Origin of the sequence: Streptosporangium sp. NPDC049046 (assembly GCF_040649155.1) — a bacterium.
In the GTDB taxonomy this organism is placed as follows: Bacteria; Actinomycetota; Actinomycetes; order Streptosporangiales; family Streptosporangiaceae; genus Streptosporangium.
The window spans coordinates 307,721-330,658 of the sequence record NZ_JBEZEZ010000005.1 but is presented as its reverse complement, the minus strand read 5'-3'; the positions used below and the strand labels follow the sequence as shown (position 1 = coordinate 330,658).

The 22,938-nt window shown below is 67.6% G+C and carries 22 protein-coding genes and 4 CRISPR repeat arrays; of the genes, 11 read left to right on the top strand and 11 right to left on the bottom strand.

Features of this window, described 5'->3' with window-relative positions; genetic code table 11:
* Positions 1-15 precede the first annotated feature (15 nt).
* Positions 16-996, top strand: a complete 981-nt coding sequence (whiA, locus tag AB0B96_RS09590; RefSeq protein WP_350947786.1) for a DNA-binding protein WhiA — start codon at positions 16-18, stop codon at positions 994-996.
* Positions 997-1,051: 55 nt separating this feature from the next.
* Here whiA and AB0B96_RS09585 read toward each other — a convergent pair whose 3' ends face one another.
* Entirely contained in the window at positions 1,052-1,570 is a 519-nt protein-coding gene (locus AB0B96_RS09585) for a hypothetical protein (protein ID WP_362897375.1), read from the bottom strand.
* A 216-nt stretch (positions 1,571-1,786) separates the two neighbouring features.
* Between AB0B96_RS09585 and gap the strand changes: the two genes are divergently transcribed.
* The 6 genes from gap to AB0B96_RS09555 all read left to right on the top strand — a co-directional run bounded on the left by gap (position 1,787) and on the right by AB0B96_RS09555 (position 6,161).
* Positions 1,787-2,791 (top strand): type I glyceraldehyde-3-phosphate dehydrogenase, encoded by a 1,005-nt coding sequence (gene gap / locus AB0B96_RS09580; protein WP_350947784.1) that lies wholly within the window; start codon positions 1,787-1,789, stop codon positions 2,789-2,791.
* The gene (locus AB0B96_RS09575) at positions 2,791-3,978 is read left to right on the top strand and encodes a phosphoglycerate kinase (protein WP_362897374.1); all 1,188 of its coding nucleotides are present in this window, start codon (positions 2,791-2,793) and stop codon (positions 3,976-3,978) included. The genes gap and AB0B96_RS09575 overlap by 1 nt, the downstream gene beginning before the upstream one ends.
* A gap of 82 nt (positions 3,979-4,060) precedes the next feature.
* Entirely contained in the window at positions 4,061-4,846 is a 786-nt protein-coding gene (gene tpiA / locus AB0B96_RS09570) for a triose-phosphate isomerase (protein ID WP_362897373.1), read from the top strand.
* 132 nt (positions 4,847-4,978) lie between these two features.
* Complete coding sequence (gene secG, locus AB0B96_RS09565) at positions 4,979-5,209, top strand: preprotein translocase subunit SecG (protein WP_030905020.1); 231 nt, start codon at positions 4,979-4,981, stop codon at positions 5,207-5,209.
* 77 nt (positions 5,210-5,286) lie between these two features.
* Positions 5,287-5,634 carry an RNA polymerase-binding protein RbpA gene (locus AB0B96_RS09560; RefSeq protein WP_012892502.1) on the top strand — a complete coding sequence of 116 codons (348 nt, stop codon included), beginning with the start codon at positions 5,287-5,289 and terminating at the stop codon, positions 5,632-5,634.
* A 284-nt stretch (positions 5,635-5,918) separates the two neighbouring features.
* On the top strand, positions 5,919-6,161 hold the full coding sequence (locus tag AB0B96_RS09555; protein ID WP_362897372.1) for a DUF6343 family protein: 243 nt from the start codon (positions 5,919-5,921) through the stop codon (positions 6,159-6,161).
* A gap of 177 nt (positions 6,162-6,338) precedes the next feature.
* Here the strand turns inward: AB0B96_RS09555 and AB0B96_RS09550 are convergent, their stop codons facing one another.
* From AB0B96_RS09550 to AB0B96_RS09505, 10 genes are all read right to left on the bottom strand, one after another.
* Positions 6,339-6,881, bottom strand: a complete 543-nt coding sequence (locus AB0B96_RS09550; protein WP_350947780.1) for an SPW repeat protein — start codon at positions 6,879-6,881, stop codon at positions 6,339-6,341.
* A 190-nt stretch (positions 6,882-7,071) separates the two neighbouring features.
* Positions 7,072-7,963: a CRISPR direct-repeat array (repeat unit 30 nt; unit sequence GTTGCGACCCCTCTCAGGGGCGATGAGGAC).
* Positions 7,964-8,096: 133 nt separating this feature from the next.
* Complete coding sequence (gene cas2, locus AB0B96_RS09545; protein ID WP_362897371.1) at positions 8,097-8,360, bottom strand: CRISPR-associated endonuclease Cas2; 264 nt, start codon at positions 8,358-8,360, stop codon at positions 8,097-8,099.
* Positions 8,361-8,366: 6 nt separating this feature from the next.
* Positions 8,367-9,347: a CRISPR-associated endonuclease Cas1 gene (gene cas1, locus AB0B96_RS09540; RefSeq protein WP_362897370.1), complete on the bottom strand. Its 981-nt coding sequence runs from the start codon at positions 9,345-9,347 to the stop codon at positions 8,367-8,369.
* Positions 9,348-9,845, bottom strand: coding sequence for a CRISPR-associated protein Cas4 (locus tag AB0B96_RS09535; protein ID WP_362897369.1), 498 nt, complete (start codon positions 9,843-9,845; stop codon positions 9,348-9,350). It lies immediately after the preceding gene.
* Entirely contained in the window at positions 9,842-12,193 is a 2,352-nt protein-coding gene (gene cas3, locus AB0B96_RS09530; protein ID WP_362897368.1) for a CRISPR-associated helicase Cas3', read from the bottom strand. The genes AB0B96_RS09535 and cas3 overlap by 4 nt, the downstream gene beginning before the upstream one ends.
* Before the next feature lie 2 nt (positions 12,194-12,195).
* Positions 12,196-12,870, bottom strand: a complete 675-nt coding sequence (cas5, locus tag AB0B96_RS09525; protein WP_362897367.1) for a CRISPR-associated protein Cas5 — start codon at positions 12,868-12,870, stop codon at positions 12,196-12,198.
* The gene (gene cas7i, locus AB0B96_RS09520; protein ID WP_362897366.1) at positions 12,867-13,901 is read right to left on the bottom strand and encodes a type I-B CRISPR-associated protein Cas7/Cst2/DevR; all 1,035 of its coding nucleotides are present in this window, start codon (positions 13,899-13,901) and stop codon (positions 12,867-12,869) included. The genes cas5 and cas7i overlap by 4 nt, the downstream gene beginning before the upstream one ends.
* Positions 13,898-15,313, bottom strand: coding sequence for a hypothetical protein (locus AB0B96_RS09515; protein ID WP_362897365.1), 1,416 nt, complete (start codon positions 15,311-15,313; stop codon positions 13,898-13,900). Before AB0B96_RS09515 ends, cas7i begins: the two co-directional genes overlap by 4 nt.
* A 56-nt stretch (positions 15,314-15,369) precedes the next feature.
* Positions 15,370-16,098 carry a CRISPR-associated endoribonuclease Cas6 gene (locus AB0B96_RS09510; protein ID WP_362897364.1) on the bottom strand — a complete coding sequence of 243 codons (729 nt, stop codon included), beginning with the start codon at positions 16,096-16,098 and terminating at the stop codon, positions 15,370-15,372.
* Between the two features lie 291 nt (positions 16,099-16,389).
* A CRISPR array of direct repeats spans positions 16,390-17,144; the repeat unit is 30 nt; unit sequence GTCCTCATCGCCCCTGAGAGGGGTCGCAAC.
* Positions 17,145-17,163: 19 nt separating this feature from the next.
* On the bottom strand, positions 17,164-18,540 hold the full coding sequence (locus AB0B96_RS09505; protein ID WP_362897363.1) for a helix-turn-helix transcriptional regulator: 1,377 nt from the start codon (positions 18,538-18,540) through the stop codon (positions 17,164-17,166).
* A 251-nt stretch (positions 18,541-18,791) separates the two neighbouring features.
* Between AB0B96_RS09505 and AB0B96_RS09500 the strand changes: the two genes are divergently transcribed.
* The 4 genes from AB0B96_RS09500 to AB0B96_RS09485 all read left to right on the top strand — a co-directional run bounded on the left by AB0B96_RS09500 (position 18,792) and on the right by AB0B96_RS09485 (position 22,882).
* The gene (locus AB0B96_RS09500) at positions 18,792-19,439 is read left to right on the top strand and encodes an ATP-binding protein (RefSeq protein WP_362897362.1); all 648 of its coding nucleotides are present in this window, start codon (positions 18,792-18,794) and stop codon (positions 19,437-19,439) included.
* Between the two features lie 306 nt (positions 19,440-19,745).
* A CRISPR array of direct repeats spans positions 19,746-19,973; the repeat unit is 30 nt; unit sequence GCCCTCATCGCCCCTGAGAGGGGTCGCAAC.
* A gap of 40 nt (positions 19,974-20,013) precedes the next feature.
* Positions 20,014-20,295 (top strand): hypothetical protein, encoded by a 282-nt coding sequence (locus tag AB0B96_RS09495; RefSeq protein WP_362897361.1) that lies wholly within the window; start codon positions 20,014-20,016, stop codon positions 20,293-20,295.
* Positions 20,292-20,711: a hypothetical protein gene (locus AB0B96_RS09490; RefSeq protein WP_362897360.1), complete on the top strand. Its 420-nt coding sequence runs from the start codon at positions 20,292-20,294 to the stop codon at positions 20,709-20,711. Before AB0B96_RS09495 ends, AB0B96_RS09490 begins: the two co-directional genes overlap by 4 nt.
* A gap of 207 nt (positions 20,712-20,918) precedes the next feature.
* Positions 20,919-21,613: a CRISPR direct-repeat array (repeat unit 30 nt; unit sequence GTCCTCATCGCCCCTGCGAGGGGTCGCAAC).
* A 51-nt stretch (positions 21,614-21,664) separates the two neighbouring features.
* On the top strand, positions 21,665-22,882 hold the full coding sequence (locus tag AB0B96_RS09485) for a hypothetical protein (protein WP_362897359.1): 1,218 nt from the start codon (positions 21,665-21,667) through the stop codon (positions 22,880-22,882).
* Positions 22,883-22,938 lie beyond the last annotated feature (56 nt).

Sequence of the window (22,938 nt, the reverse complement as noted above, 5' to 3'; positions counted from 1 at the left end):
GGAGGACGAACACGCATGGCGATGACAGGTGTGGTCAAGGACGAGCTGAGCAGGCTGCCGATCCTGAAGCCTTGCTGCCGTAAGGCCGAGGTGTCGACGCTGCTGCGGTTCGCGAGCGGGTTGCACCTGGTGAGCGGCCGGATCGTGATCGAGGCCGAGCTTGACACCAACGTCACCGCTCGGCGGCTGATCAAGGACATCGGCGAGGTCTTCGGGCACAAGGCCGAGGTGCTCGTCCTGGCCCCGGCCGGGCTGCGCAAGGGCTCGCGCTACCTCGTGCGGGTCTACCGCGACGGGGAGGCGCTCGCCCGCCAGACCGGTCTGATCGACAACCACGGGCGCCCGGTCAGGGGCCTGCCCCGCCAGGTCGTCGCGGGGGCGACCTGTGACGCCGAGGCGGCCTGGCGGGGGGCGTTCCTGGCGCACGGCTCGCTGACCGAGCCGGGGCGTTCGATGTCGCTCGAGGTCACCTGCCCGGGGCCCGAGGCGGCGCTCGCGCTGGTCGGGTCCGCGCGGAGGTTGAAGATCCACGCCAAGGCGAGGGAGGTGCGCGGCGTCGACCGGGTGGTGGTCCGCGACGGCGACGCAATCGGCGCGCTGCTGACCAGGCTGGGCGCCCACGACAGCGTGCTCGCCTGGGAGGAGCGGCGGATGCGCCGCGAGGTCCGCGCGACGGCGAACCGGCTCGCCAACTTCGACGACGCCAACCTGCGCCGTTCGGCCCGTGCCGCGGTCGCGGCGGGGGCGAGGGTCCAGCGTGCCCTGGAGATCCTCGGGGAGGAGGCCCCCGAGCATCTGGTGATCGCCGGTCGACTGAGGGTGGAGCACAAGCAGGCGTCCCTGGAGGAGCTGGGTCAGCTCGCCGACCCGCCCCTGACCAAGGACGCCATCGCCGGTCGTATCCGCCGCCTGCTGGCCATGGCCGACAAGCGGGCCCAGGACATCGGCGTTCCCAACACCGAGGCCAATCTCACCGTCGACATGCTGGCCCCTTAGGGCGTCGTCGGGATCGCACCACCGGCAGCGGTCGTTCGGCCGGATGGCCCGTGGCTCAGGGCTGCTTCCTGGGCTCGAAGTAGTTCGTGTGGTCGGCGGCCTCGTCCGGCTGCGAGACGGACGAGGCGGCGCGGGCGTCGTGGGCCTCCCGGGCCGCCTTGACGCGCCTGTTCACGAAGCTGAAGCCCGCGTAGGCGGCGACCACCCAGAACAGCAGCGAGATGGGGTCCTGGCGCAGGAGCTCGGGGAAGGCGTCGAGCACCCGGGCGAGGGCGGGGCCGTAGTCCTCGCCGGACACCTGCGCCCAGGCGATGGTGGATCCGACGATCTGGCCGAGCGCGGCGCCGGCGAGGGAGAAGAAGGCGGCGAGCGGCGGCAGCACCGGGCTGGTCGGCTTGACCGCGATCATGGCGAGGCCGACGAGGAGACCGACGCCGATGGCGGCGAAGCCGATCTCGTATCCGCTGAAGGCGATGAGCGCGCCGTAGGCCCCGGCGCCGACGGCGGTGCCCAGCAGGCCGGTGATAATGCCTGGTAGGAGGCCGTTCGCCAGGTGTGGGTCGTTATCTGTCACAGCAGATTCTCCTGGGGGTTGGGGTGTTTGTAGTGACGAGTCGGGCACTTTACTTGAATGGTGCGATACCTGTTCGTGGGTTAGCGAATAACGGGGCACCCCCTCAAGTGGTCTAGGCCAATTTGGGTCCGATAAGGTTCGTGGTTGAGGTTTCAGCCCGCATCAAGTCGCCGGATCCGAGAGACCGGCGCATCGACGTACGAGGAGATCGGCACCGTGACCATCCGCGTAGGCGTCAACGGATTTGGCCGCATCGGCCGCAACTTCTGGCGCGCGGTCGCTGCCAGCGGCAAGGACATCGAGATCGTGGCGGTCAACGACCTGACCGACAACGCCACGCTCGCGCACCTGCTGAAGTACGACAGCATCCTCGGCCGTCTGCCGTACGAGGTTAAGAGCACCGCCGACGAGATCATCGTCGACGGCAAGACCATCAAGGCGTTCGCCGAGCGCGACCCGGCCAAGCTGCCCTGGGGCGACCTGGGCGTGGACGTCGTCGTCGAGTCGACCGGCTTCTTCACCGACGCCAACAAGGCCCGCGTGCACGCCGAGAACGGCGCCAAGAAGGTCATCATCTCGGCTCCGGCCAAGAACGAGGACGTCACCGTCGTGATGGGCGTCAACCACGACAAGTACGACCCGGCGAACCACACGGTCATCTCCAACGCCTCCTGCACCACCAACTGCCTGGCGCCGATGGCCAAGGTCCTCAACGACACCTTCGGTATCGAGAAGGGTCTGATGACCACGATCCACGCCTACACGCAGGACCAGAACCTGCAGGACGCCCCGCACAGCGACCTGCGCCGCGCCCGCGCCGCCGCGATCAACATCGTGCCGACCTCGACCGGCGCCGCCAAGGCCATCGGCCTGGTGCTGCCCGACCTCAAGGGCAAGCTCGACGGCTACGCGCTGCGCGTGCCGATCCCCACGGGCTCGGCCACCGACCTCACCGTCGAGGTCGGCCGTGAGACCACCGTCGAGGAGGTCAACGCCGCGATCAAGGCCGCGGCCGAGGGCGAGCTCAAGGGCTACCTCAGCTACAACGAGGACCCGATCGTCTCCGCCGACATCGTGACCGACCCGGCGTCCTGCATCTTCGACGCGCCCCTCACCAAGGTGATCGGCAACCAGGTCAAGGTCGTCGGCTGGTACGACAACGAGTGGGGTTACTCCAACCGCCTCGCCGACCTCATCGAGCTGGTCGGCGCCGACCTCTGATGAAGGACATCTCCGAGTTCGACGTGGACGGTCGGCGCGTCCTGGTGCGCGCCGACCTCAACGTCCCCCTGGAGGGGGACGTCATCACCGACGACGGCCGCATCCGCGCCTCGGTGCCGACGATCAAGGAGCTCGCGGGCCGAGGGGCCCGCGTGGTCGTCGTCGCGCACCTGGGACGCCCCAAGGGCAAGCCGAACCCGGAATACTCCCTCGCCCCGGTCGCCAAGCGGCTGGGTGAGCTCCTGGGTGCCGACGTCGCCTTCGCGACCGACGTGGTCGGCGAGTCCGCCCAGGCCGTCGTGGAGGCCCTCCAGGACGGCCAGGTGGCCCTGCTGGAGAATCTGCGCTTCGAGGCGGGCGAGGAGTCCAAGGACGACGAGGAGCGGGCCGCCTTCGCCGCCAAGCTCGCCGCCTTCGCCGACGTCTACGTGGGCGACGGCTTCGGCGCGGTGCACCGCAAGCACGCCAGCGTCTACGACGTGCCCGGTCTGCTGCCGCACGCCGCGGGCCGGCTCGTCCTGGCCGAGGTCGAGGTGCTCAGGAAGCTGACCGACGAGACCGAACGGCCGTACGCCGTGGTGCTCGGCGGCGCCAAGGTCTCCGACAAGCTCGGCGTGATCGGCAACCTGCTCACCAAGGTCGACCGGCTCCTCATCGGCGGCGGCATGGCCTACACCTTCCTCAAGGCCCAGGGCTACGAGGTCGGCAGGTCACTGCTCCAGGAGGACCAGCTCGACAAGGTGCGGGGCTTCCTCGACGAGGCGCGCAAGCGCGAGGTCGAGATCGTCCTGCCGGTCGACGTGCTCGCGGCCGTGGAGTTCGCCGAGGACGCCGAGTACGAGGTGGTCGACGCCACCGCGATCCCGGCCGACCGCGAGGGGCTCGACATCGGCCCGCGCACCCGCGAGCTGTTCGCGGGCAAGCTGGCCGACGCCAGGACGGTGTTCTGGAACGGCCCGATGGGCGTCTTCGAGTTCGAGGCCTTCTCCGGGGGAACTCGCGCGGTCGCCGAGGCGTTGATCGCCTCTGAGGCCTTCACCGTCGTCGGCGGTGGAGACTCGGCCGCGGCCGTGCGCAGGCTCGGCCTGGCGGAGGACGGGTTCTCCCACATCTCCACCGGTGGCGGTGCCAGCCTCGAATACCTGGAGGGCAAGACCCTCCCCGGACTCGTGGCGCTGGAGCGGTAGAAAGTGAACGCACGCGACGAGCGGAGCGGCCGGTCGACGACCGACGCCGCCCGCCCAGTGAACAAGGAGTGGTGAGCGAACGATGAGCACACCTCGTAAGCCGCTCATGGCCGGCAACTGGAAGATGAACCTCAACCACCTTGAGGCCATCGCGCACACTCAGAAGCTCGCCTTCGCGCTGAACGACAAGGACTTCGACCGGGTCGAGGTGGCCGTGCTGCCGCCGTTCACCGACCTGCGCAGCGTGCAGACCCTGGTGGACGGCGACAAGCTGCGGATCGTCTACGGCGCGCAGGACCTGTCACAGCACGACGGCGGCGCCTACACCGGCGAGGTCTCCGGGGCGATGCTCTCCAAGATCGGCTGCACCTTCGTGCTCGCCGGTCACTCGGAGCGCCGCCAGTATCACCGCGAGGACGACGACGTCGTCAACGCCAAGGTGCAGGCGGCCTACCGCCACTCGCTCACCCCCATCCTGTGCGTGGGGGAGGGCCTGGAGGTGCGCAGGGCGGGCGACCAGGTGGCCCACAGCGTCGCGCAGCTCGACGGCGCGCTCCGCAAGGTGAGCGCCGAGCAGGTCGCCTCCATCGTGCTCGCCTACGAGCCGGTGTGGGCGATCGGCACCGGCGAGGTGGCCACCCCGGACGACGCGCAGGAGGTCTGCGGGGCACTCCGGGCGCGACTCGCCGAGCTGTACGACGCAGAAGTGGCCGCCGGTGTCCGTATCCTTTACGGTGGGTCGGTCAAGTCTGACAACATCGCGGGCATCATGGCGCAGCCTGATGTCGACGGTGCCCTGATCGGTGGCGCGAGCCTCGATCCCGGGGAGTTCGTCAAGATTTGCCGTTTTGGCGAATTGTCGAACTGACTGAGCCATTCGGTGGGTGCGACTTGACAGCACGTCATACCCTCTTAGAGCAGGTTTGAATCGTCACGCCATCGGCGTACACAAGGGTCGTGCCCGGACGCGGGTCACGCGCACATAGGGAACAGGTCAACGGTGACAATCGGAATCTCCATCGCCCTCATCCTGTCGAGCTTGCTGATGATGCTGCTCGTCCTGCTCCACAAGGGCAAGGGCGGTGGCCTCTCGGATCTGTTCGGTGGCGGTTTCTCGTCGTCGTTCGGAGGCTCCTCGGTGGTGGAGCGCAACCTTGACAGGCTCACCGTCATCACCGGTGTCGTCTGGTTCGTCTGCATCATCGCGCTGGGCCTGCTTCTGCGGCCCTGACCTGGCTTCGACAGGCGTGACAGTGGTTCAGTCCCCGCATCCCCAAGCGGCGGGGCCATCGAGCAAGGAGTTCATCCGTGGGTAGTGGCAACGCGATCCGTGGCAGCCGTGTCGGTGCCGGCCCGATGGGGGAGGCGGAGCGCGGCGAGGCGGCCCCCCGTGTGCGGGTGCCTTTCTGGTGCGCGAACATGCACGAGACGCGCCCCAGTTTCGCCAGCGACGCGGCCGTCCCCGAGTTCTGGGACTGCCCCCGGTGTGGTCTCCCCGCCGGTCAGGACGAGGCGAACCCGCCCGCCCCGCCGCGTAACGAGCCTTACAAGACGCACCTCGCGTACGTGAAGGAACGCCGCAGCGACAAGGATGGCGCGCAGATCCTCGCCGAGGCCCTGGAGCGGCTGCGCTCCTCCTCACGCCCGATCTACTAGCCGGTCCCTCGGGTCCCGGACCTCTGGGTCCCGGACTCTCGGGTACGGTTCGACGGCGAGTACGCGGAAAGACCTCCGCGGGTGGATTCCACCCGCGGAGGTCTTTCCGCGTTCCGGGCGGCTTTCGTGACCGCCGGAAAACGGTCATCGAGCCAGGGGCCGCGCCCTCTCGGCGAGCTCTGGTGCCGTGGATGGTGAGGGATGTTGTCCTGGGTAGGGGCTGAAAGATACCCCCGCATAGATATGAGCAGGTGGGGGATCGACATCGCTCTGGAGGTGGTCCCATGAAGGAGCAGCCAGGTACGCACGACCACCCGAAGAGCGCGCTGAACCTGCGGCTCGTTCTGGCGATCTTCGGCCTGGTGGTCTGCACGGTTCTGGCGGTGTTCGCGGCTCAGGGCGGATTCACCCTGATCACCGTGGCCCTCGCCGTCCTGGCGGCCGTCGCGGTGGTGGACATCGTGGTGGTCGGGATCAGGATCGCCCGCAGGCGCCGACGCGGTGAGCGGCACACCCTGTTCGAATGAACCGTCCCCCCGGCCTTCCCGGCGGGCTCCCGTCTTCCTGGCGGGGTCCGTGGCGGAGGACGGATGCCCCGAAGACGACGGAAGCCCGGCCGGGGCCGGGCTTAGCGGGAGACGGCGCTCTCAACCCGGTCCCTGGCCGGGTTGAGCGCCCGTCGCGCTGACCTCACATCTATCTGTCTATGGCCTGTTGGGATAGTCGGGCCTGTTGGGGTAGTCCGGCCGGTTGGGCATGTCCGTTCGACCGGGCATGTCCGTCCTGTGGGAGCTGTCTCCTCGATGGGACATGCTTCCCTTGTGTGACATTCCGGCCATCTTCTTGGTGCCCATCGCCACCGCTCCCAGACCGAGCAGGAGGATGACGATGCCGGTGACGACGTTGTTCCAGATGCTGCCCCTCGTCGCCGAGCCGGTGATCCAGGGAGCGATGATGGTCCAGATTCCGATCACCGGGGCGACCCAGCTGACCCCGTAGGTCCGGCCGTAGGCGGACGCGAAGGCCAGGGCCAGCGCGGCGACCGCGATACCGGTGACGAGGTTGCTCACGGAGAGCCTGGACAGGCCGTTGAAGCCGACCACCCAGGGTGAGATCGCCAGATACAGGCCCGCCAGAAGGCCCAGTCCTTCGATGGCCTGGGCCACCGAACTGGAGCCCGCTCGTTCGTACCTCTCCCGCATCTCGATGAGATCGGGGTGATGTTCCAGGCTTGCGGGTCTCGTCATGACCCATGCCCCCTTCCGGTTTCACGCGAAATACGATCCGCTGTGAAAGCGAACTCTTACCGATATACCCGACATAAGCTCCAAACAGCCCAAATAGCTACAAATCTAGACAATGAAATACTTAGGCAACGGAGATCCGAAGGCCACTCTCGGGCGCCCCGCCCGGCCTCCCCAGTGAACCAAGATCAGGGGCGTTGCGACGCATAGGGGCGATGAGGACTTTGACGTCAGCACCTGCCAACGCGCCATCCAACACCGGTTGTGACCCCTCGTAGGGACGATGAGGACGCGACCATGATCAACACCACCCCCGTAGAGCTGACGTTGCAACCCCTCTCAGGGGCGATGAGGACGAAAAGGATGACCTCGGCCGGAAGGTCGAGCGGTACGGGTTGCGACCCCTCTCAGGGGCGATGAGGACCGGGGTCACGCCATCATCGGTGGTGACCTGAAAGTTGCGACCCCTCTCAGGGGCGATGAGGACGAGGAGGACAGCACCCGGATTCTGAGCCTTCTGGCTGTTGCGACCCCTCTCAGGGGCGATGAGGACCGGAGGAATAACCACACGGCCGGGCGGTCCCCACTGGGTTGCGACCCCTCTCAGGGGCGATGAGGACACGACCAACCCGGACGGCCCCGCGCACTGGCTACGCCGGTTGCGACCCCTCTCAGGGGCGATGAGGACTCGTCCTGGCCCTCCGGACCACCCCCAAGATCGCAAGTTGCGACCCCTCTCAGGGGCGATGAGGACGGGGAGATTTTCCAGCGGGAGGTGTGAATGCCCTCGCGTTGCGACCCCTCTCAGGGGCGATGAGGACCGGCACAACTCCTCCGGCGCGTCCATCGGCGCCTTGTGTTGCGACCCCTCTCAGGGGCGATGAGGACACCACCTCATGCCCAAGCTGGAGGGCATCCGCACCGGTTGCGACCCCTCTCAGGGGCGATGAGGACTTGAAACCGAGATCCCTCAGGTCAGAGACGTCTATGCGTTGCGACCCCTCTCAGGGGCGATGAGGACAACCTAACTCGGCCAGCGACCCCGACATGATCGAGTTGCGACCCCTCTCAGGGGCGATGAGGACCCCAAGGTAAAGTCCCAGGTCAGTAGCCTGTTTGCCGATGGGGTTCGGGGCTGTTTTGCAGTGAACCTCCGGTCGTGCAGGAAACCCGGGGGGTCTGCTGCAAAAAGGTGTGATCACCGCGATGGCACGGAGATTACAGGATGTCGCTGGGGGCGGGTTGGGCGATGCCCCATTCTTGACGTTGGGGTGTGGTGCCGGGCGGGAAGCTGAAGACGAGGACGCTGTCGTATCCGGCGTCGATCACCCCCTCGACCTCGTGCCGGAACCGGCGTAGTTGTGCCGGGCTCAGCGCGCCTTCGAAGACGCTTCGCTGCACGTGGTGCAGATACTGCCGGCACAGTCGCAGGATGGCGGCGTTGCGTTTGGCTAGGGTGTCGTAGACCACCACGACGTACACGCGGCCTTACCACCAGATCTTGAACGGCTTGTACGGGGTGCCCTCCAGGCAGGTACGGGTGAGCTGGAGGGCTTCGAGGTAGAGCAGCTCGTCGTAGGCGACGTTGCGGCCGAGGGTGCGGTGCTGGACGGTCACCGACAATTCATCGCGTACGGTCTGCACGACGAGTTTGCGGCCGGAGTCGCTCAGCATCGCCTGGTTGCTGCCGACGTCGAAGTGGGCGGGTTTGAGTTGGCCTCGCCCGGCGAGCCGGAGCAGCAGCCGTTCGGCGAACAGCGGTTTGAACACCTCGGCGAGATCCAGGACCAGCGAGTGACGCTGGCGTTCCATGTTGCTGTGCAGGAACGCCACCCCCGAATGCAGCGGGGTGAGCCGCACCGCCGACAGCAGTCGTGAGTAGGTGATCCCGTTGACATAGCCGATGAAGGCGTTCCCGGCGTTGAGCGGTGGCCGGCGGCTGCGGCCGTTCAGCCGCAACCATTCGGGGAGCCGGGTGTCCAGGACGGCCCAGGCCGAGCGGCGGAAGGTGCCCTCGATGCCCATCAGCTCCTCGCGCGTCGTCGCCTTTGCGATGGAGGATTCCAGCACCGACATTGGCCGGGACAGCAGCTTGCGGTCGATCACCCGCCGTACGTTCGCCGCGGTGCTCGCCACGATCGCGCGAGCGATGACGAGGGAGGCCGCGGGGTCGTCGGCGAGCCGGGCCTGGGCGATGACGGTCTGGCCCGAGGTGCTGGTGTCGGAGGTCAGCAGCGAACCGGCGTAGTCGCCGTAGTGGCTGAGAAAGTGGACGTTGACCCGGTGCTGGTTGAGCAGGCTGATCACGGCGGTGTTGAGATCGACGGAGTCGCAGGCCACGATGTCGCGGACGTCGGTGATGGGGATGTGCACGGGGGAGCCGTCGACCCGCTCGATCCGCAGTGACTGGTCCTTGCGGCGGATCCGGCAGGGTGTGGTGAGCCAGTAGGTCCGGGCGGCAGTCGGCATTTACTCGTTCCAGCAGTAGTCGGTGTAGGAGCAGCCCCGGCAGCCCGACCGGGCGAGGAGGGGCGGGGAGGTGGTCGCGGAGACCACCTCCAGGACTTCGGCGATGTCGGCCTCGGCCTGTTCGGCGGCCTGGGGGGTGTACGGCAGCCGTTTGGTACGGCGGGTCTTGGGATAGTGCAGGACGCCGCCCTGGGCGGCGATGCCGATGGCGTGCAAGCGGTAGCAGTAGTGCATCGCCTGGGCCTCGTCGGCCCTGCTGGGTTTGGCGGACGACTTGACCTCGTGCACCCAGGCCGCGCCGTCGAGATGATCCAGTTGCGCGGCACCGAGATCGATGGGGGAGCTACGGGTGTAGGAGGTCTCGTGGACGGCTTCGCCCAGCTGGACGGTCGCGCTCAGGTGCTCGGGGCGGATCCCGCGTGCGTACAGCCACAGCTGGCGTCGGCAGTGGTAGAGGTATTTGACGTGGACGCCGCCCACGTCCTCGGCGCCGATCACAGCACCTCACCCGCCTGGTAGACCTGGGCGGCCGGGCCGTGGATCTCGCCCAGGCCCAGCCGCTCGTCGTAGTCGGCGTTGACGATCCGCAGGCCCAGTCTCTTCTCCCACGAGGTGAGGGGAGCGCCCCAGTGCGGCAGCGGGATCAGGTAGCGCTCGGCCAGCAGGCGTCCGGCCGCCCTGTCACCGGTCACCTGGCGAAGATCCGCCTCGTAGGCGTCGCGGTCCTGGGCGAGGACCGCCTCCGTGCCGTCGAACAACTCGTCGAACAGCTCGGTCAGCTCGTCCCGGCTGACGAAGGGGTGGGCGAAGCCGAGAAACGCCTCGGTGAATCTCGTCTGGTTTCTCAGCACTTCGGCGGACCATTCTTGTCCCCATGCCGTGTCGTACACCTCGTCCAGCCAGGCGCGTGCGTGCCCCTCGTCGACCTTGTCGCCGTCGTGGCGGGCGAGGATGTCCCAGCCCACCTCGACCGGAGGGCGGGGATAGACGCCGTCGGCGTACTCCTCCTCGCCGCCCCTGCGCCGGGGAGCGAAGGTCGCCGGGTGGACGACCACATCGGCGGGTGGCCGGGCCGCGACCCGGTTGACCCGACCGAACCGCTGCAGCAGGGCCTCCAGCGGTGCCGACGAGGTGAACAGGCAGTCGAAGTCCACGTCCAGGCTCACCTCGACGACCTGGGTGGCGACCACCAGCCCCGGCAACCGTGGGCGGCCGACGCCGAAACGGTCGCCGATCCCCTTCTCCAGTACGGTCCGGTCCATCCGCCGGAACCGCGAGTGCAGCAGGAACGCGGCCTCCTCGTCCACCTCCGGTGCCAGTTCGGCGAACAGGTGCTGGGCGTCGGCCACGTTGTTCGCCACCACCAGCACCGATGCGCCGTCCGCGAGCCGGTCTTTGATCTCCTCGACGGAGTCAGGGTCGGTCAGATGCCTCTCACGCAGCGAGAGGCGGTGACGCAGCGGAGCACCCTCGGTCGCGGCCTGGACCGAGTGAGCATCCTGCTCCAGCGCCTGACGGAACAGGTGGATCAACGCGTCCGGCAGCGTGGCCGACAATACGGCGATCCGCCCGCCGAGCCGCTCCCACAGCCGGGCTGTCGCCAGGATGTAGCCGAGCCGCCGAGGATCGTAGGCGTGCAGCTCGTCCAGCACGAACACCGAGTTCGCCGCGTCGATCAACGTTCCCGAGTGCGCGGGACCGGCGAGCACGCCCCGCAGGATCTGGTACGGCGTGCCCACCCGTACGGTCTCCCGGAAAAGCCGGGTCGCCGCTGCCCGGGAGACGGCCTTCCGCGCGGCCTCTGCCTGCTCGTCCTCACCGTCCTGCGGGCAGATGGCGGTCGCGAGGTGGTAGGAGGCGGCTCGCGAGTGCATCACCCCCACCAGCGTGCCGTCTCTCAGCAGGCCGCCCAGCCGCTCGGTCATCGCGTTGATCGAGGCAAGGTACGGCAGGGTGAAGAAGACCCTCGGCACACCGCCCGTCTCCCCGGCGATCGCGACGGTCTGCGCCGCCGCCCACAGCAGCCCGGCCTCGGTCTTGCCCGAGCCGGTCGGCGCCCGCAGCAACAGATGGCCGTCCACCGCGGCCGCCTCCACCTGGTGGGGACGCAGGGTGTGGCCCTTCTCGGCGAACGCCTTCTCCAGCAACGGCCGGAAGGCGGCGTCGAAAGGCTGACGTGTGTGGAACGTTCCGTGAGCTGAGGAGACATGGTCGGCCAGCGTGACGGACCCCTGCACCAGCACCGCCGCAAGTCCCCGGTCCGGTTCTGCGGGAAGCTCCCACTCGTCCAGCAGCCGGGCGAACATCCGCAGGGCCTCGCCGACGACATCCGGCTCCTGCGCAGGCGAGGGTATGACGGGCAGCCCCGCCGCCCTCGCGGTGGAGGCGAGCCAGTCGGCGAGCTCGACGGCCACGTCCCCCGGAATCGGCTGGAATCGCTCCCGCCACTCCTCCTCGCCGGCGCCGCCGTACGCCAGGCTGAGCGAACCGCGCCCGCCCTCCAGCGAGCGGTGATGGGTGGCGACACCGGCGGCCACCCAGAGCAGCAGACGCTCGTCGTCGATCAGACCGGGCAGGAAACCCAGCGAGACGACCTCGTGCCGCTCTCCCCATGATCTGGTGACACCGTTGAGCATCGCCTGGAAGCCGTCCGGGATCTTCCCGGCGTCATGACACAGCGCGGCCAGGCAGACCGTGGGCCAGAACATCCCGTCGGTGACCTCGTCCAGCAGGGCGACCCGCCCCACCCGCCGCCGCAGCGCGACGGCGCCCGCGAGCGTGGCGGCGAGGTGAGCGGTGAGCCTCTCCTTCGGCGCGCTCTTGGCGAGCATTCTCTCCAGGGCCACGATCACGCCTCCACGGTCGCGAGCCGGCCGGGATGAACCGGGGGGAGAAGCGCCACCGCCTGGCCCTCTTCGTCCGCCCAGTCGCAGGTGACCATGAGGTCACTCCGTCCGGAGGTGTCGAAGTGGTAGCCGTCCCAGCGCGTCCGGTGGCGGTCGAGCGAGACCGAGGTCGGCAGCCGCAGCAGGGTTCCGACCGGTGGCGGGGTGATCGTCGAGGGCAGGAGGGCGGAGCCCTGGCGGCCGGGACCGGGTAGCAGCGCGACACGCCGGGTCGCCAGTCCGACCAGATCCTGGCTCCTGCCCAGCCGCAACGGCCACACCGGCCTGCGCAGCCTGCGCTCCCACAACTCGACGTCCTCGGTGAGCCACACCGTCAGCGTCACATCGGCGAGGAACCCGCGCTCCCGAGGGGTCGAATCGGCCTTCTTGCCGGTGGCGTCCAGTGGGTGATAGGTCTCCAGGTCACTCCCCATGCCACGGGCGTGGAACGCCATCGCGAACCGGGTTCGCTCGTCGACGGCCTCCCAGCCTCCGGTCGCGGCCGCGAGCATGCCGCCCACCGTCGCAGGGGGAGGGCAGGGCAGCGCCACCTGGACTCCCGCGTACAGCGGATTGCGGAAGGAGGCGATCGGCGCGGTCACCGTGACTTCCAGAGCCTCCCGCGAATTGGCCGTCATACCTTGGGGTCCTCGAACCAGGCGTCTCGCTCGCCGCGTTCGATCTGCTCGGCCAGGCCGCCCAGCAGCCCCCGGGGATGGTCGACGACGAGGCTTCCCGCGGTGATCAGGTCGGCGAGTTCGGCGCGCACCTGGTCACGCTGCTCGCCGAGGAACCCCGGAGCCCAGCCCAGCAGCACAGGGCCGTCCAACTCGTCGGCCCACGCCTCGATCTCGGCGCGCAACACGCCCGCGTCGAACCGAGCCCGCTCGCCCCGGACCCCCAGCACCCGCGTGAAGGGATTGACGCCGCCCTTCACCGGCGCGAGCAGAATCAGCGCCGGGGTGCGATCCCCGTAGTGCATCGACTGCTTGGCACCCCCGCGTACCGCCGTCAGCGTCCGCAGCAGCAACGAGGCCCGGCGGCGCCGCTCGGCGATTCCCAGCCGCAGCGCCGAGGACCCCCTGAAGACGACCGGCTCCGCGCCGTTGTCCTGAGCCTCCTTCGCGGCCGGTTCCGGGAGGGCGACCTTCACCCCGGTCCCGTCGGTCTCGAAGACACCGACCCTCGGCAGGTCCAGCAGTACGTCTCCGGCGAGCTCCGCGCTGTAGAACTCGTGACCGTGCAGCACTGGGTTCTCCCTGGCACCGAAGCCCCGGCTCATCGTGCCGAAGTCCCGCTCGGGTCGGCGCGGGACCACCGAGACGAAGGTCCCGGTGGCCAGCACCGTATCCCGCTGGCAGGTCTTGGTCTTGTCACCCTTGACCGCGACCATGTAGCCGAACAGATCGTCGTCGAGGTAGAGATCGGGACGGCCGTTGGTGTACGCCTGCTGCTTCTGACCGCTGCCCGACCGGATCACCGGCGAGGACGGCTCGGAAGCGGGCAGCGAGTCGCGCACCCAGTAGCGGAACGCCTGCGCTGAGACGTACGGATGGGTGTTACGCCCGACGCGCAACTGCTTCACCCTGGCGACGTTGTCCTCGCCCAGGCCGTTGTTCGGCGCCCCGGCCACCACATCCAGAACGATCTTTCCTACCAGGTAGCTCATGCTTCGTCCTTCATGTACTCGATGTCCTCGGGGTGGTCCTTCTCCTCGGTCGCCATCTCGGCGGCGACCTCGGCCCGGTCCCCGGGGTTGAACTTCAGCTCGTGAAGCCGCTGGACCACCGAGACGAGGAGCAACTGCCGGTGGAACCAGGCGTCCTCCACCTCGGGGTCGAACAGCAGCCGGAACTGGTTCTCGGTGATCAGCGGGCCGTCGATCCCGCTTTCTGCGTCGAGCAGGGCGTCGATGTTGCGGCGCATCAGCCAGTGCCGCATCTGCTTCTGCTCCTTCAACGTCGCGTTGAACCGCCGGAGCTGCCCCGCGGAGTTCTCGGCGTTCAACCAGGCCGCCACCTGCGCCCCGGCCGCCTTGACCTCGTCTACCTCGTTCTGGTTCATCCGCATCACCTCGATCACTAGGGAGAAGCACAGTTCGGCCAGGTCGGCCGTGTCGTCACCGATCACGCCCCGGTCCAGCCGCGCGGCCAGATACCGGCCGCAGGCTCCGGCGATCCGCTCCGGCGACCGGAAGGCGTTACGGGCCAGCCCGACGACGCCCGGCCTGTCGGCCGTGGCATGCGCACGCAGCAGAGCCGGAAAGCCACGCCTACGCAGAGGCCGCGACGAGCGCCGCAGCCACTCGGCGACGGGCTGCTCCATCGACTGGATCTCCAGCGTTTGGCCCCGGTTGTTGTTGCCGAAGACCAGCAGATCCACCCCCGCCGTCAGGCGGTCCTCGTGGTGCCGCAGAGCCTGCAGCGCCAGCACCTCCCGTGCGGGAACCCCTTGGGGGTCGGCCCTGCCCAGAGCTATGAACTGCCGATTGCGCTCCACCCGCCGCGACAGCGTCCGCACCATGAACCGCTCGTCCCAGCTGTGCAGGGCGATCGACGGCCCACCCGTCAGGCGACAGCCGTACGGCAGGGCGTAGAAACTGCACAGGCACGGCCAGCACAGCGCCATTCCCGTATGTCCGCGCGGCGTGTTGTTGCGGTAGAGGTCGCTCTCGGCCAGCGGCACATTCACCTTCCCGAAGAACCCCACCGCGCCACGCCCGCACAGCACACACGCCGCCGTCGGCCAGGTCTTCTCCTCGGGCCGCGTCCGCCAGGCCCGCACGGCACCTTCGATGGTGCCCTTGTCCTTCTTCGCGTTGCTGAGGTGGTTCATCTTGGAGTTCGGAAAGAAGGACAGACTCGACTTGAGCCAGAAACCCCGGTCGCTCTTCGTGTCACGGACCAGGGCCGCGGTGACGGCGTCCTCGGTGACCCTGTCCACCGCGTCTCCGAACATCTTGGGAGTGAGCTTCTCCGGCGACGACGCCTCGCCGAGCAACGCCAGCGCGTAGGCGCCGACGCGCTGGAGCGGATGGGCGGTCAGCACCGGCCGCGCCTGCTCGTCGTCGCTTCCGTCCACGTGCCAGCCTGGTTCTACGCGCTGATGCGGCTCGCTTATGACACCGACCGTTTCGCTCACGCGGCGATCCAGCCGAAGCCGGCCGAGTTGGCCTGGCCCAGGCCCCAGCTCCAGATCGCCTGGAGCGTCTCCGGCGGCCCGGCCAGCTCCACCTCGATCGGAGCACCCGGCTTCGCACCCTGACCCACCGTGAAGGAACGCTTCGCCCCCACCCAGGAGATCTCCGTCAGCGACACCTCGGGATCCAGGCCCAGGGTCTCGGCCTTGCGCCGCAGGTTGCGCTGGAAGAACACCGGGAACTCCGGGTCGGTCGGCAGCAGCCACGCCTGCCGGGTGGTTCGCTGCCCTGACTCCTCGCGGCCGGTGCCCTTCATCACCACCGGCGTACTCGTCCTGAACCGGCCCCGCCCCGACTCGAACCCCGGAGGCTCCACGGCCACGACGTTCAGCACCCGGAACGCCGCCCCGCCCCAGTCCAGCAGCTCACGCCGCTTCACCCCCTGGGCCAGCACGGTCACCACCTCGAAGAGCGGGCTGCCCAGCTCCACCCACCCCTTCCCACCCACGGCGTACGCCCCCCGCCGCCGCGTCGCCTGCGGGAACACCGGCGCCCCGTGTCCCAGCGGCACCATCCCGTACGGCCCGGCCCCCTCACCGTGGAATCGCTTCCCGACCTCCGGCGCCTCCCGGGCGAGCAGGTCGTACACCAGGGACCGTCCAGGCGCGAGCACCTTGGTCCACGCGAGCTCGGTAGCCGCCGTGGCGACCTCGATCCGCACCCTCACCGCGTTCCTCCGATCTGTTTCGGCTTGTACCTACTACAGATGGACGAAGCGCTCTGGTCCGTGTCCGCGCTGGTCAACGGGGTGGAGTGCAGATGAGGTCACGGAATCGTGGTCTTCGAGGGAAAGATCGGGTTAGTCTGCATGCAGCATCAGGCGCACGCCAGAACCGAGATGTTTTGATCATGTTTTTGCAGCAGACCTCCCGGGTTTTCTGCACTACCGGAGGTTCACTGCAAAACAGCGCTGAAACCCCTCGGAAAACAGGTCACTGACCTGCGCCTTTACCTTGGCGTCCTCATCGCCCCTGAGAGGGGTCGCAACAGCACACCGGCGTTGAAGAACGGGCGAGCGGCCCGGGTCCTCATCGCCCCTGAGAGGGGTCGCAACAAGTCCGGGTGCCGGTTGGCGATGTGCTGGACGGGTCCTCATCGCCCCTGAGAGGGGTCGCAACCTGGTCGAACCCCAGGCAAACCCGCTTCCCGTCCCTGGTCCTCATCGCCCCTGAGAGGGGTCGCAACGCGGAAGGAAGATCGCGGAATCGGCGGAGGCAGGCAGGTCCTCATCGCCCCTGAGAGGGGTCGCAACATGGCTGCCACGAGGGTTGTGCCGATGAACCGAAACGAGTCCTCATCGCCCCTGAGAGGGGTCGCAACATCACGGGGTAGCCGGTCCTCCGCGCGACGTCGGCGTCCTCATCGCCCCTGAGAGGGGTCGCAACGCGTAGTCGGGGGCGTGCTCGGGGCGCGTGTAGACGGGTCCTCATCGCCCCTGAGAGGGGTCGCAACACCGGCGTCTCCGGCTCCTGCGGAGGCGCGGGCGGGGTCCTCATCGCCCCTGAGAGGGGTCGCAACATATTTGGCGGTGGCTCTTGGTGCTCGTGGGTAGTCCTCATCGCCCTTGAGAGGGGTCGCAACGCGTAATCCGCTTGCGCGTGGGCACAGTCGGCGTATCGTCCTCATCGCCCTTGAGAGGGGTCGCAACGTGGCGCCCTCCATCGCGCGGAACGCGGCGAACAGGTCCTCATCGCCCATGAGGGGGATCACAACGGTGTTTTTGAGAAAACATTCAGGAGGTGAGTTCGCTGTTCAGGTAGGCGCGGAACTCTTTGACCCGGATGGTTGTGGCGTACGGTTCCAGGCGGTCGGAGAACTTGCGGATGCGGCCGAGTAGGCGAGGGGAGGCCAACGATCTGGCCATCGGGATGGCGGTTCGTACGGAGTCCACGGCCTGTTCGATTTCGCCCAGGCCCAGGTAAGCGTCAGCGACGCTGACCCGGCTGAGCTGGGCTGAACGGAAGCGGCGTTCGCCGTACTCACGCAGGACGGTCTCCACGCAATCAACAGAGCGTCGGTGGTCGCCGATGAGGGACCAGCAGATACCTGCCTCGGCGACGGGTTCGGTTGACTCGTACCACTCAGTCCAGGACGGATCGCGGTCGCTGCTGCCCTGGGCGTAGAGCCGCTCGACCTCGCCGAGGAGTTGCTCAACTCGTTTGACGCCGTGACCGTCGCCTGCCTCGCTCATCTTGACCTGGAGGGCCGTCGCCCAGGCTTCTCTGCTCAATAGTTGGGCCATGACGCGCGGCGGAGCCTGGGCCCGCTGGGCGGTGTCCACAGTGGCCCGGGCGAGTCGTACCGCCCAGGCGGGCTGCTCCAGGTAGATCGCCTGGATTGTCATGGTGGTCAATATCCAGGCGCCCGTTAGTGAGTCGTTGCCAGCCTTGGCCAGTTTGAGTGCTTGGCCGAAGTAGTGCTGGGCCTGGCCGTGATGTCCCAGGTCGAAAGCGGTCCAGCCCGCCTGCAAGGTCATCCCCGCCGCAGCTGTCATCAGCGCGGCCCCGACCTGATCGTTGTAACGGCCGCGCAGCAGCGGCTCCACAGTGCCATAGAGATAGTCCACCACCGCCGGACGGATCATCCCGGCCCCGAAGCGGTGGTCCATCTGACTGAACGCCTGCCGCGTCTCTGTGATCCGTCGGACATCGGAGAGTCCCACGGCTGAGCCGGACCCCTGATAGGCCACTGAGGCGATGGGGGTGCCGTAGCTCCACTCCGAAAGCCATCCGCCCAGCGCGGCGGGCACGAACGGTAGTGCGGCCAGTATGTGACGGCGGTCCGGGTCCACGTCGCACCTCCACAGTCGTCCGGCGGCCTCGACGGTAGCCCCGAGCGACAGGTCGCTGAAGTCCGGCAGCAGCCAGGCTTCCGTATCGACCGGATCCGTGCCCTCGATCCATCGCTCGACCTCGGCCGCGTCCACCCCGAACACCTCGGCCATCCGTGCCCGATACACCGGGCGGATGTCCTGATGGCCCCGCTCCCAGCGGCTCCACGTCGTCGACGACACCCACAGCGCCGCCGAGATCTGATCCTGGCTCATTCCCATCCGCTTACGGGCTCGTACCAACTCCGGGCGTCCCGCATTCTGATCCACATCGTCCATAACACCCTCCGTCACCCAGGGTTACGAGTCGTCAACTTATTGTCAACGAGTGTGCCTCTCGATCTCCGTTCGTCCTTCAAAACGACCAGGAAACGACCAGCTGGCAAGGTCGCCCATGAGGGTGAGTCGGAGGGATCTTTCCTTTCGGCGTCTCGCGCCGGGTGTGGAAACGCCGACGCTTGGGCCTGTGTCGGATCCATCAGGTGACGTTTCCTGCTGGACACAGTCACCGAAAGCGATGGAGTGCACACATGCGGCCAACTCCCCACGACCCGGCGAGCCCGACCGGCGACCGCGCCAACCGTTCGGCAGTTCTCTTCCAGGGGCTCGCCACCGGAGGAGCCCTCTCAGGAGACGCCCGCGCCGACGTCAGCATGTTGGTGGCGATCCTGTATCCGGGCTCCGCCCCTCGCCAGGCACGCGCGGTCGTACGCCAGGCGCTCCAGGAGTGCGGCGTACTCGATGGGGACGTCACCGACGCGGAGATAATCGTGGCCGAGCTCGCCGCCAACTGCGAAAGGCATGCCCGTCCGCCGTACGAGCTCCGTCTTTTCAATCTGGCCGGTGTCCCGACCTGGTGCGAGGTCGTCGACAGTGACCCCGATCTGGGGTGGATTCCCGCAGTCCTTGACCACTCCCGGCCGCAGACCGCCCTGGACCTGTTCGCCGAGAGCGGCCGAGGGCTGATCCTGGTCCGCGAACTCTCCCAGGGGCATTGTCGCGCTTACGCCACCACGACCTTCATCGCCAACACCCCCGCCAAGGCCATCGCCTTCGCCCTCCCCACCCTCGCGGGAACTCGCCTGACCTGCCCACCCCTCCTCCGCCTGGGCCGCCGCTCAGCCCGCCTCCTACTGACGGATCTCTCTGCCGCAGTTGAACACGACCGGGACGGCTAAAACGCTGCCCTGGGCTCGAAGCGGAGCACCATTCTCATGCCGTCACCTGCCAGCGACCCCGCCCTTTGATCATCACGATGTCCGCAACGGAACCCATACACTCCTTCCGCGCTGTCACGTCCGCAGTGAACACGACGATCACCACCTCCACCACAAAACAGGACGCCTCGCAGACACCGTGGCATCATGGTGATCACTCTGTTTTGCAGCAGACCTCCCGGGTTTTCTGCACTGCCGGAGGTTCACTGCGAAACAGCGCTGAAACCGTTGGGAAAACAGGGCTCTGACCTCAGGCTTTACCTTGGGGCCCTCATCGCCCCTGAGAGGGGTCGCAACCCGGCCTCCCACTGCCCGCCAGCCGACAGCGACGTCGCCCTCATCGCCCCTGAGAGGGGTCGCAACCTGAAGGCGCCGCCCAGCTCCACGAGCTGTTCCTCGCGCCCTCATCGCCCCTGCGAGGGGTCGCAACATTGCCTTGCATCTGCCCACCCAGCTGGTCGGCCTGTCCTCATCGCCCCTGAGAGGGGTCGCAACTAGCCATCCGACATGGCCTGGCGGTATTAGCATGTGGCCCATGAGCAGCCGCCCTCGTATCAGGGTCCCGGTCACTCTTGACCCTGACCTTGTCGACTACGTGAAAGACTCTCTTGGTGACGGTGATCTGATCTTGTCGTCCTACGTGAACGACGCCCTCGCCGCACGCGTGCGTGAAGAGCGGCGACGCAAGGCGCTCCTGCAGGTGCATGTGAGCCGGGCACGGGAGACGGTTGATCACGGACGCGTCGACCGCATGATGGCGCATGTCAAGCAGCAACTCAAAGACGTGCCAGGTTTTTCCGACGAGGCCGCGCGGTGACCCTGCCCCCGCTCATCCTCGATACTGAGATCTTGATTGAACTGGCTCGCGGAGACAACGCACTGCTGGAAATGGTCGCTCGTTTCGACGCCGAGGGACAGCCGATGGTCATGTCCGTTCTGGCAATGACCGGTGCCTCGCTCGACTCCGCCTCGAAGGATGCCGCTGACCTCTTGCTTGGCATCGCGACGATGCAGCAGATCACCGTGGCGGGGCCGCGCGAACCCGAGCATGGGATCGCTGTGGCATCTGTGATCAACCGGACGGGGCTCGACTGGGGCGATGCCCATGTCGCTGCCCTGGCTGACTCTTCGGTCTGTCCGATCCTCACCCTGAACAAGTCTCATTGGCGCGAGGCGGCTCGTGCCTTTGACGACCCGCTGCACATCATTGAGATCGCAGATCCTCATCAATAAAAACTTCATGTCAGGTGTTCGACCGCGCCGTACCCATCTTCTTCGCTCCTGAAGGGGTGAGGGACATCTTGCAGGCGCCGTGGCATCATGGTGATCACACGGTTTTGCAGCAGACCTCCTGGGTTTTCTGCACTACCGGAGGTTCACTGCAAAACAGCGCTGAATCATCCCGGTAAACAGGTCGCTGACCTGGGGCTTTACCTTGGGGTCCTCATCGCCCCTGCGAGGGGTCGCAACGCGTCACTGAATCCGATGTCGGTGCTCATGTCACTTGTCCTCATCGCCCCTGCGAGGGGTCGCAACAGGATCTCCCCGGCGGGGGTTTCGCGGCCGTTGTGCATGTCCTCATCGCCCCTGCGAGGGGTCGCAACAAGCTGTTCCGGCTGGGGGACGTCTTCAACTGCGAGTCCTCATCGCCCCTGCGAGGGGTCGCAACAAGATGAGGATGCCACGGGCAAGGCCGACGACCGCCGGTCCTCATCGCCCCTGCGAGGGGTCGCAACTTCCGACAGGGCGCACCAGGCCAGCCACGATCGCAGGGGGTCCTCATCGCCCCTGCGAGGGGTCGCAACCCTTTCGCGACTTCCAGGATCAGTTTCACGGGTCCGGTCCTCATCGCCCCTGCGAGGGGTCGCAACGACAACAAAACGTCGGCCAGAAGGGCAAGAATCGGCGTCCTCATCGCCCCTGCGAGGGGTCGCAACGCAGCTCTGCGCCGTACGCTTGCAGCGTGTAAGGCGTCCTCATCGCCCCTGCGAGGGGTCGCAACAATATGCGGAACATGCCGGGGTTGTCCGGAGACGGAGGTCCTCATCGCCCCTGAGAGGGGTCGGAACCCCGGATCTCGGACGCGCCTGACCCGCTCACTCCCAATCCTCATCGCTCCCACCAGGGGTTTTCTCTTCGTCCATCTGTAGATGGGTGAAGGGAAAACACGATGGGGAGGAGGGCGGATGCGGCTTTCTCGGGGTGGGAGTGGTCGGGCGAGGGCGCTGTGGGAAGGGGCGTCGGGGTGGTCGGTGGCGGCGCTGGCGGGTGTGGCGGCCGCGGTGGCCGCGGGGACCGTGCCGGATGTGATCAAGGGGTGGATGGGGGACCAGAAATGGTTCCTGACGGTGCTCTGCGTGGCTGCGGCGGCGGTGTTCACCGGTATCAACCTGTGGCAGCAGCGCAGCAGGGGTGTGGGCATCGTGATCGCCCTGCCGAGGGAGAACTGGCGGGGGCCGTGGAGTGATCAGTGGGTCAGCGCTGCCGTCAATCACGCTCGGCGTGGTCACGATTCCTGCTTCGTCGTACGGCGGGAGATCGAGGTGGCGGTGCCCGGCGCCGATCCGGTCACCAGGGTCGCCGCGCGGGAGGCCCGCGAGGATGCGCTTGAGCTGGCCTACGAGTTGGTGAGCGCGCGGCTGACCGAGCTGTCGGAGTCGGACCCGTCCACGCCGGTGTCGCTCTACGTCAACGCCGGGCTGCCCGACGCCTTCGACCTGGGGGCGAAGTTCAAGTTCAACGTGCAACGGGATCTGAGGGGGATCAGCCCTGATCTCGGATTGAAGCGATCCGTAGCGGAGTCTGACGAACTCGGTGGGAGTTCCGTAGCGGGGCCGGATGAGTTCGGCGGGGGTGCCGGGCCGGTGCTGCCGCAGCGGTCGGAGCGGGCGCAGTCGGACTTCTTTCCGTCGGTGAGGATCAGCAGCCGGTTGAAGGATCCGCTGACCTCGGCGGAGGCGGTGCGGGCGGCGAAGCTGGCGAGGGTGGTCGAGGAGCCTGACTTCGAGGGGGACGCCGAGGGAAGGGCGGTCGCCCTCGTGGTGCACCTGGCGGACAATCCGATGATGGTCGCCCAGGCGTTGCGGGCCGCGGCCGATGGCTGCGCGGACACCGGCGGGCGATGGGAGCGGTGCCGTGCGGCACTGGTCATCGACGGCGGGCCGTCCAACCTTCCCGAGACGGCCGCCGACTTCGAGCTGGTCGTCCGGCACGTCTACGCCGCCTGGCGAGCCTGGATGGTGGCTCACCCACGGTATGCCGAGCTGCGCACCCGGTTGTTCATCACCGCTCCGGCCAGTGTCGCCTTCGCGCTGGGCTGGCTGATCGGCCACGAGGTACGGGTGGTTCCGCATCCGTACGAGACGCGCCATGACGGGGTGCGTCGTGACGGGACGCGCTCATAAGGGGTGCCTTCCAAGAGACGCACCCCAAGAGATTCGTTCAGACGAGACAAGGAGAG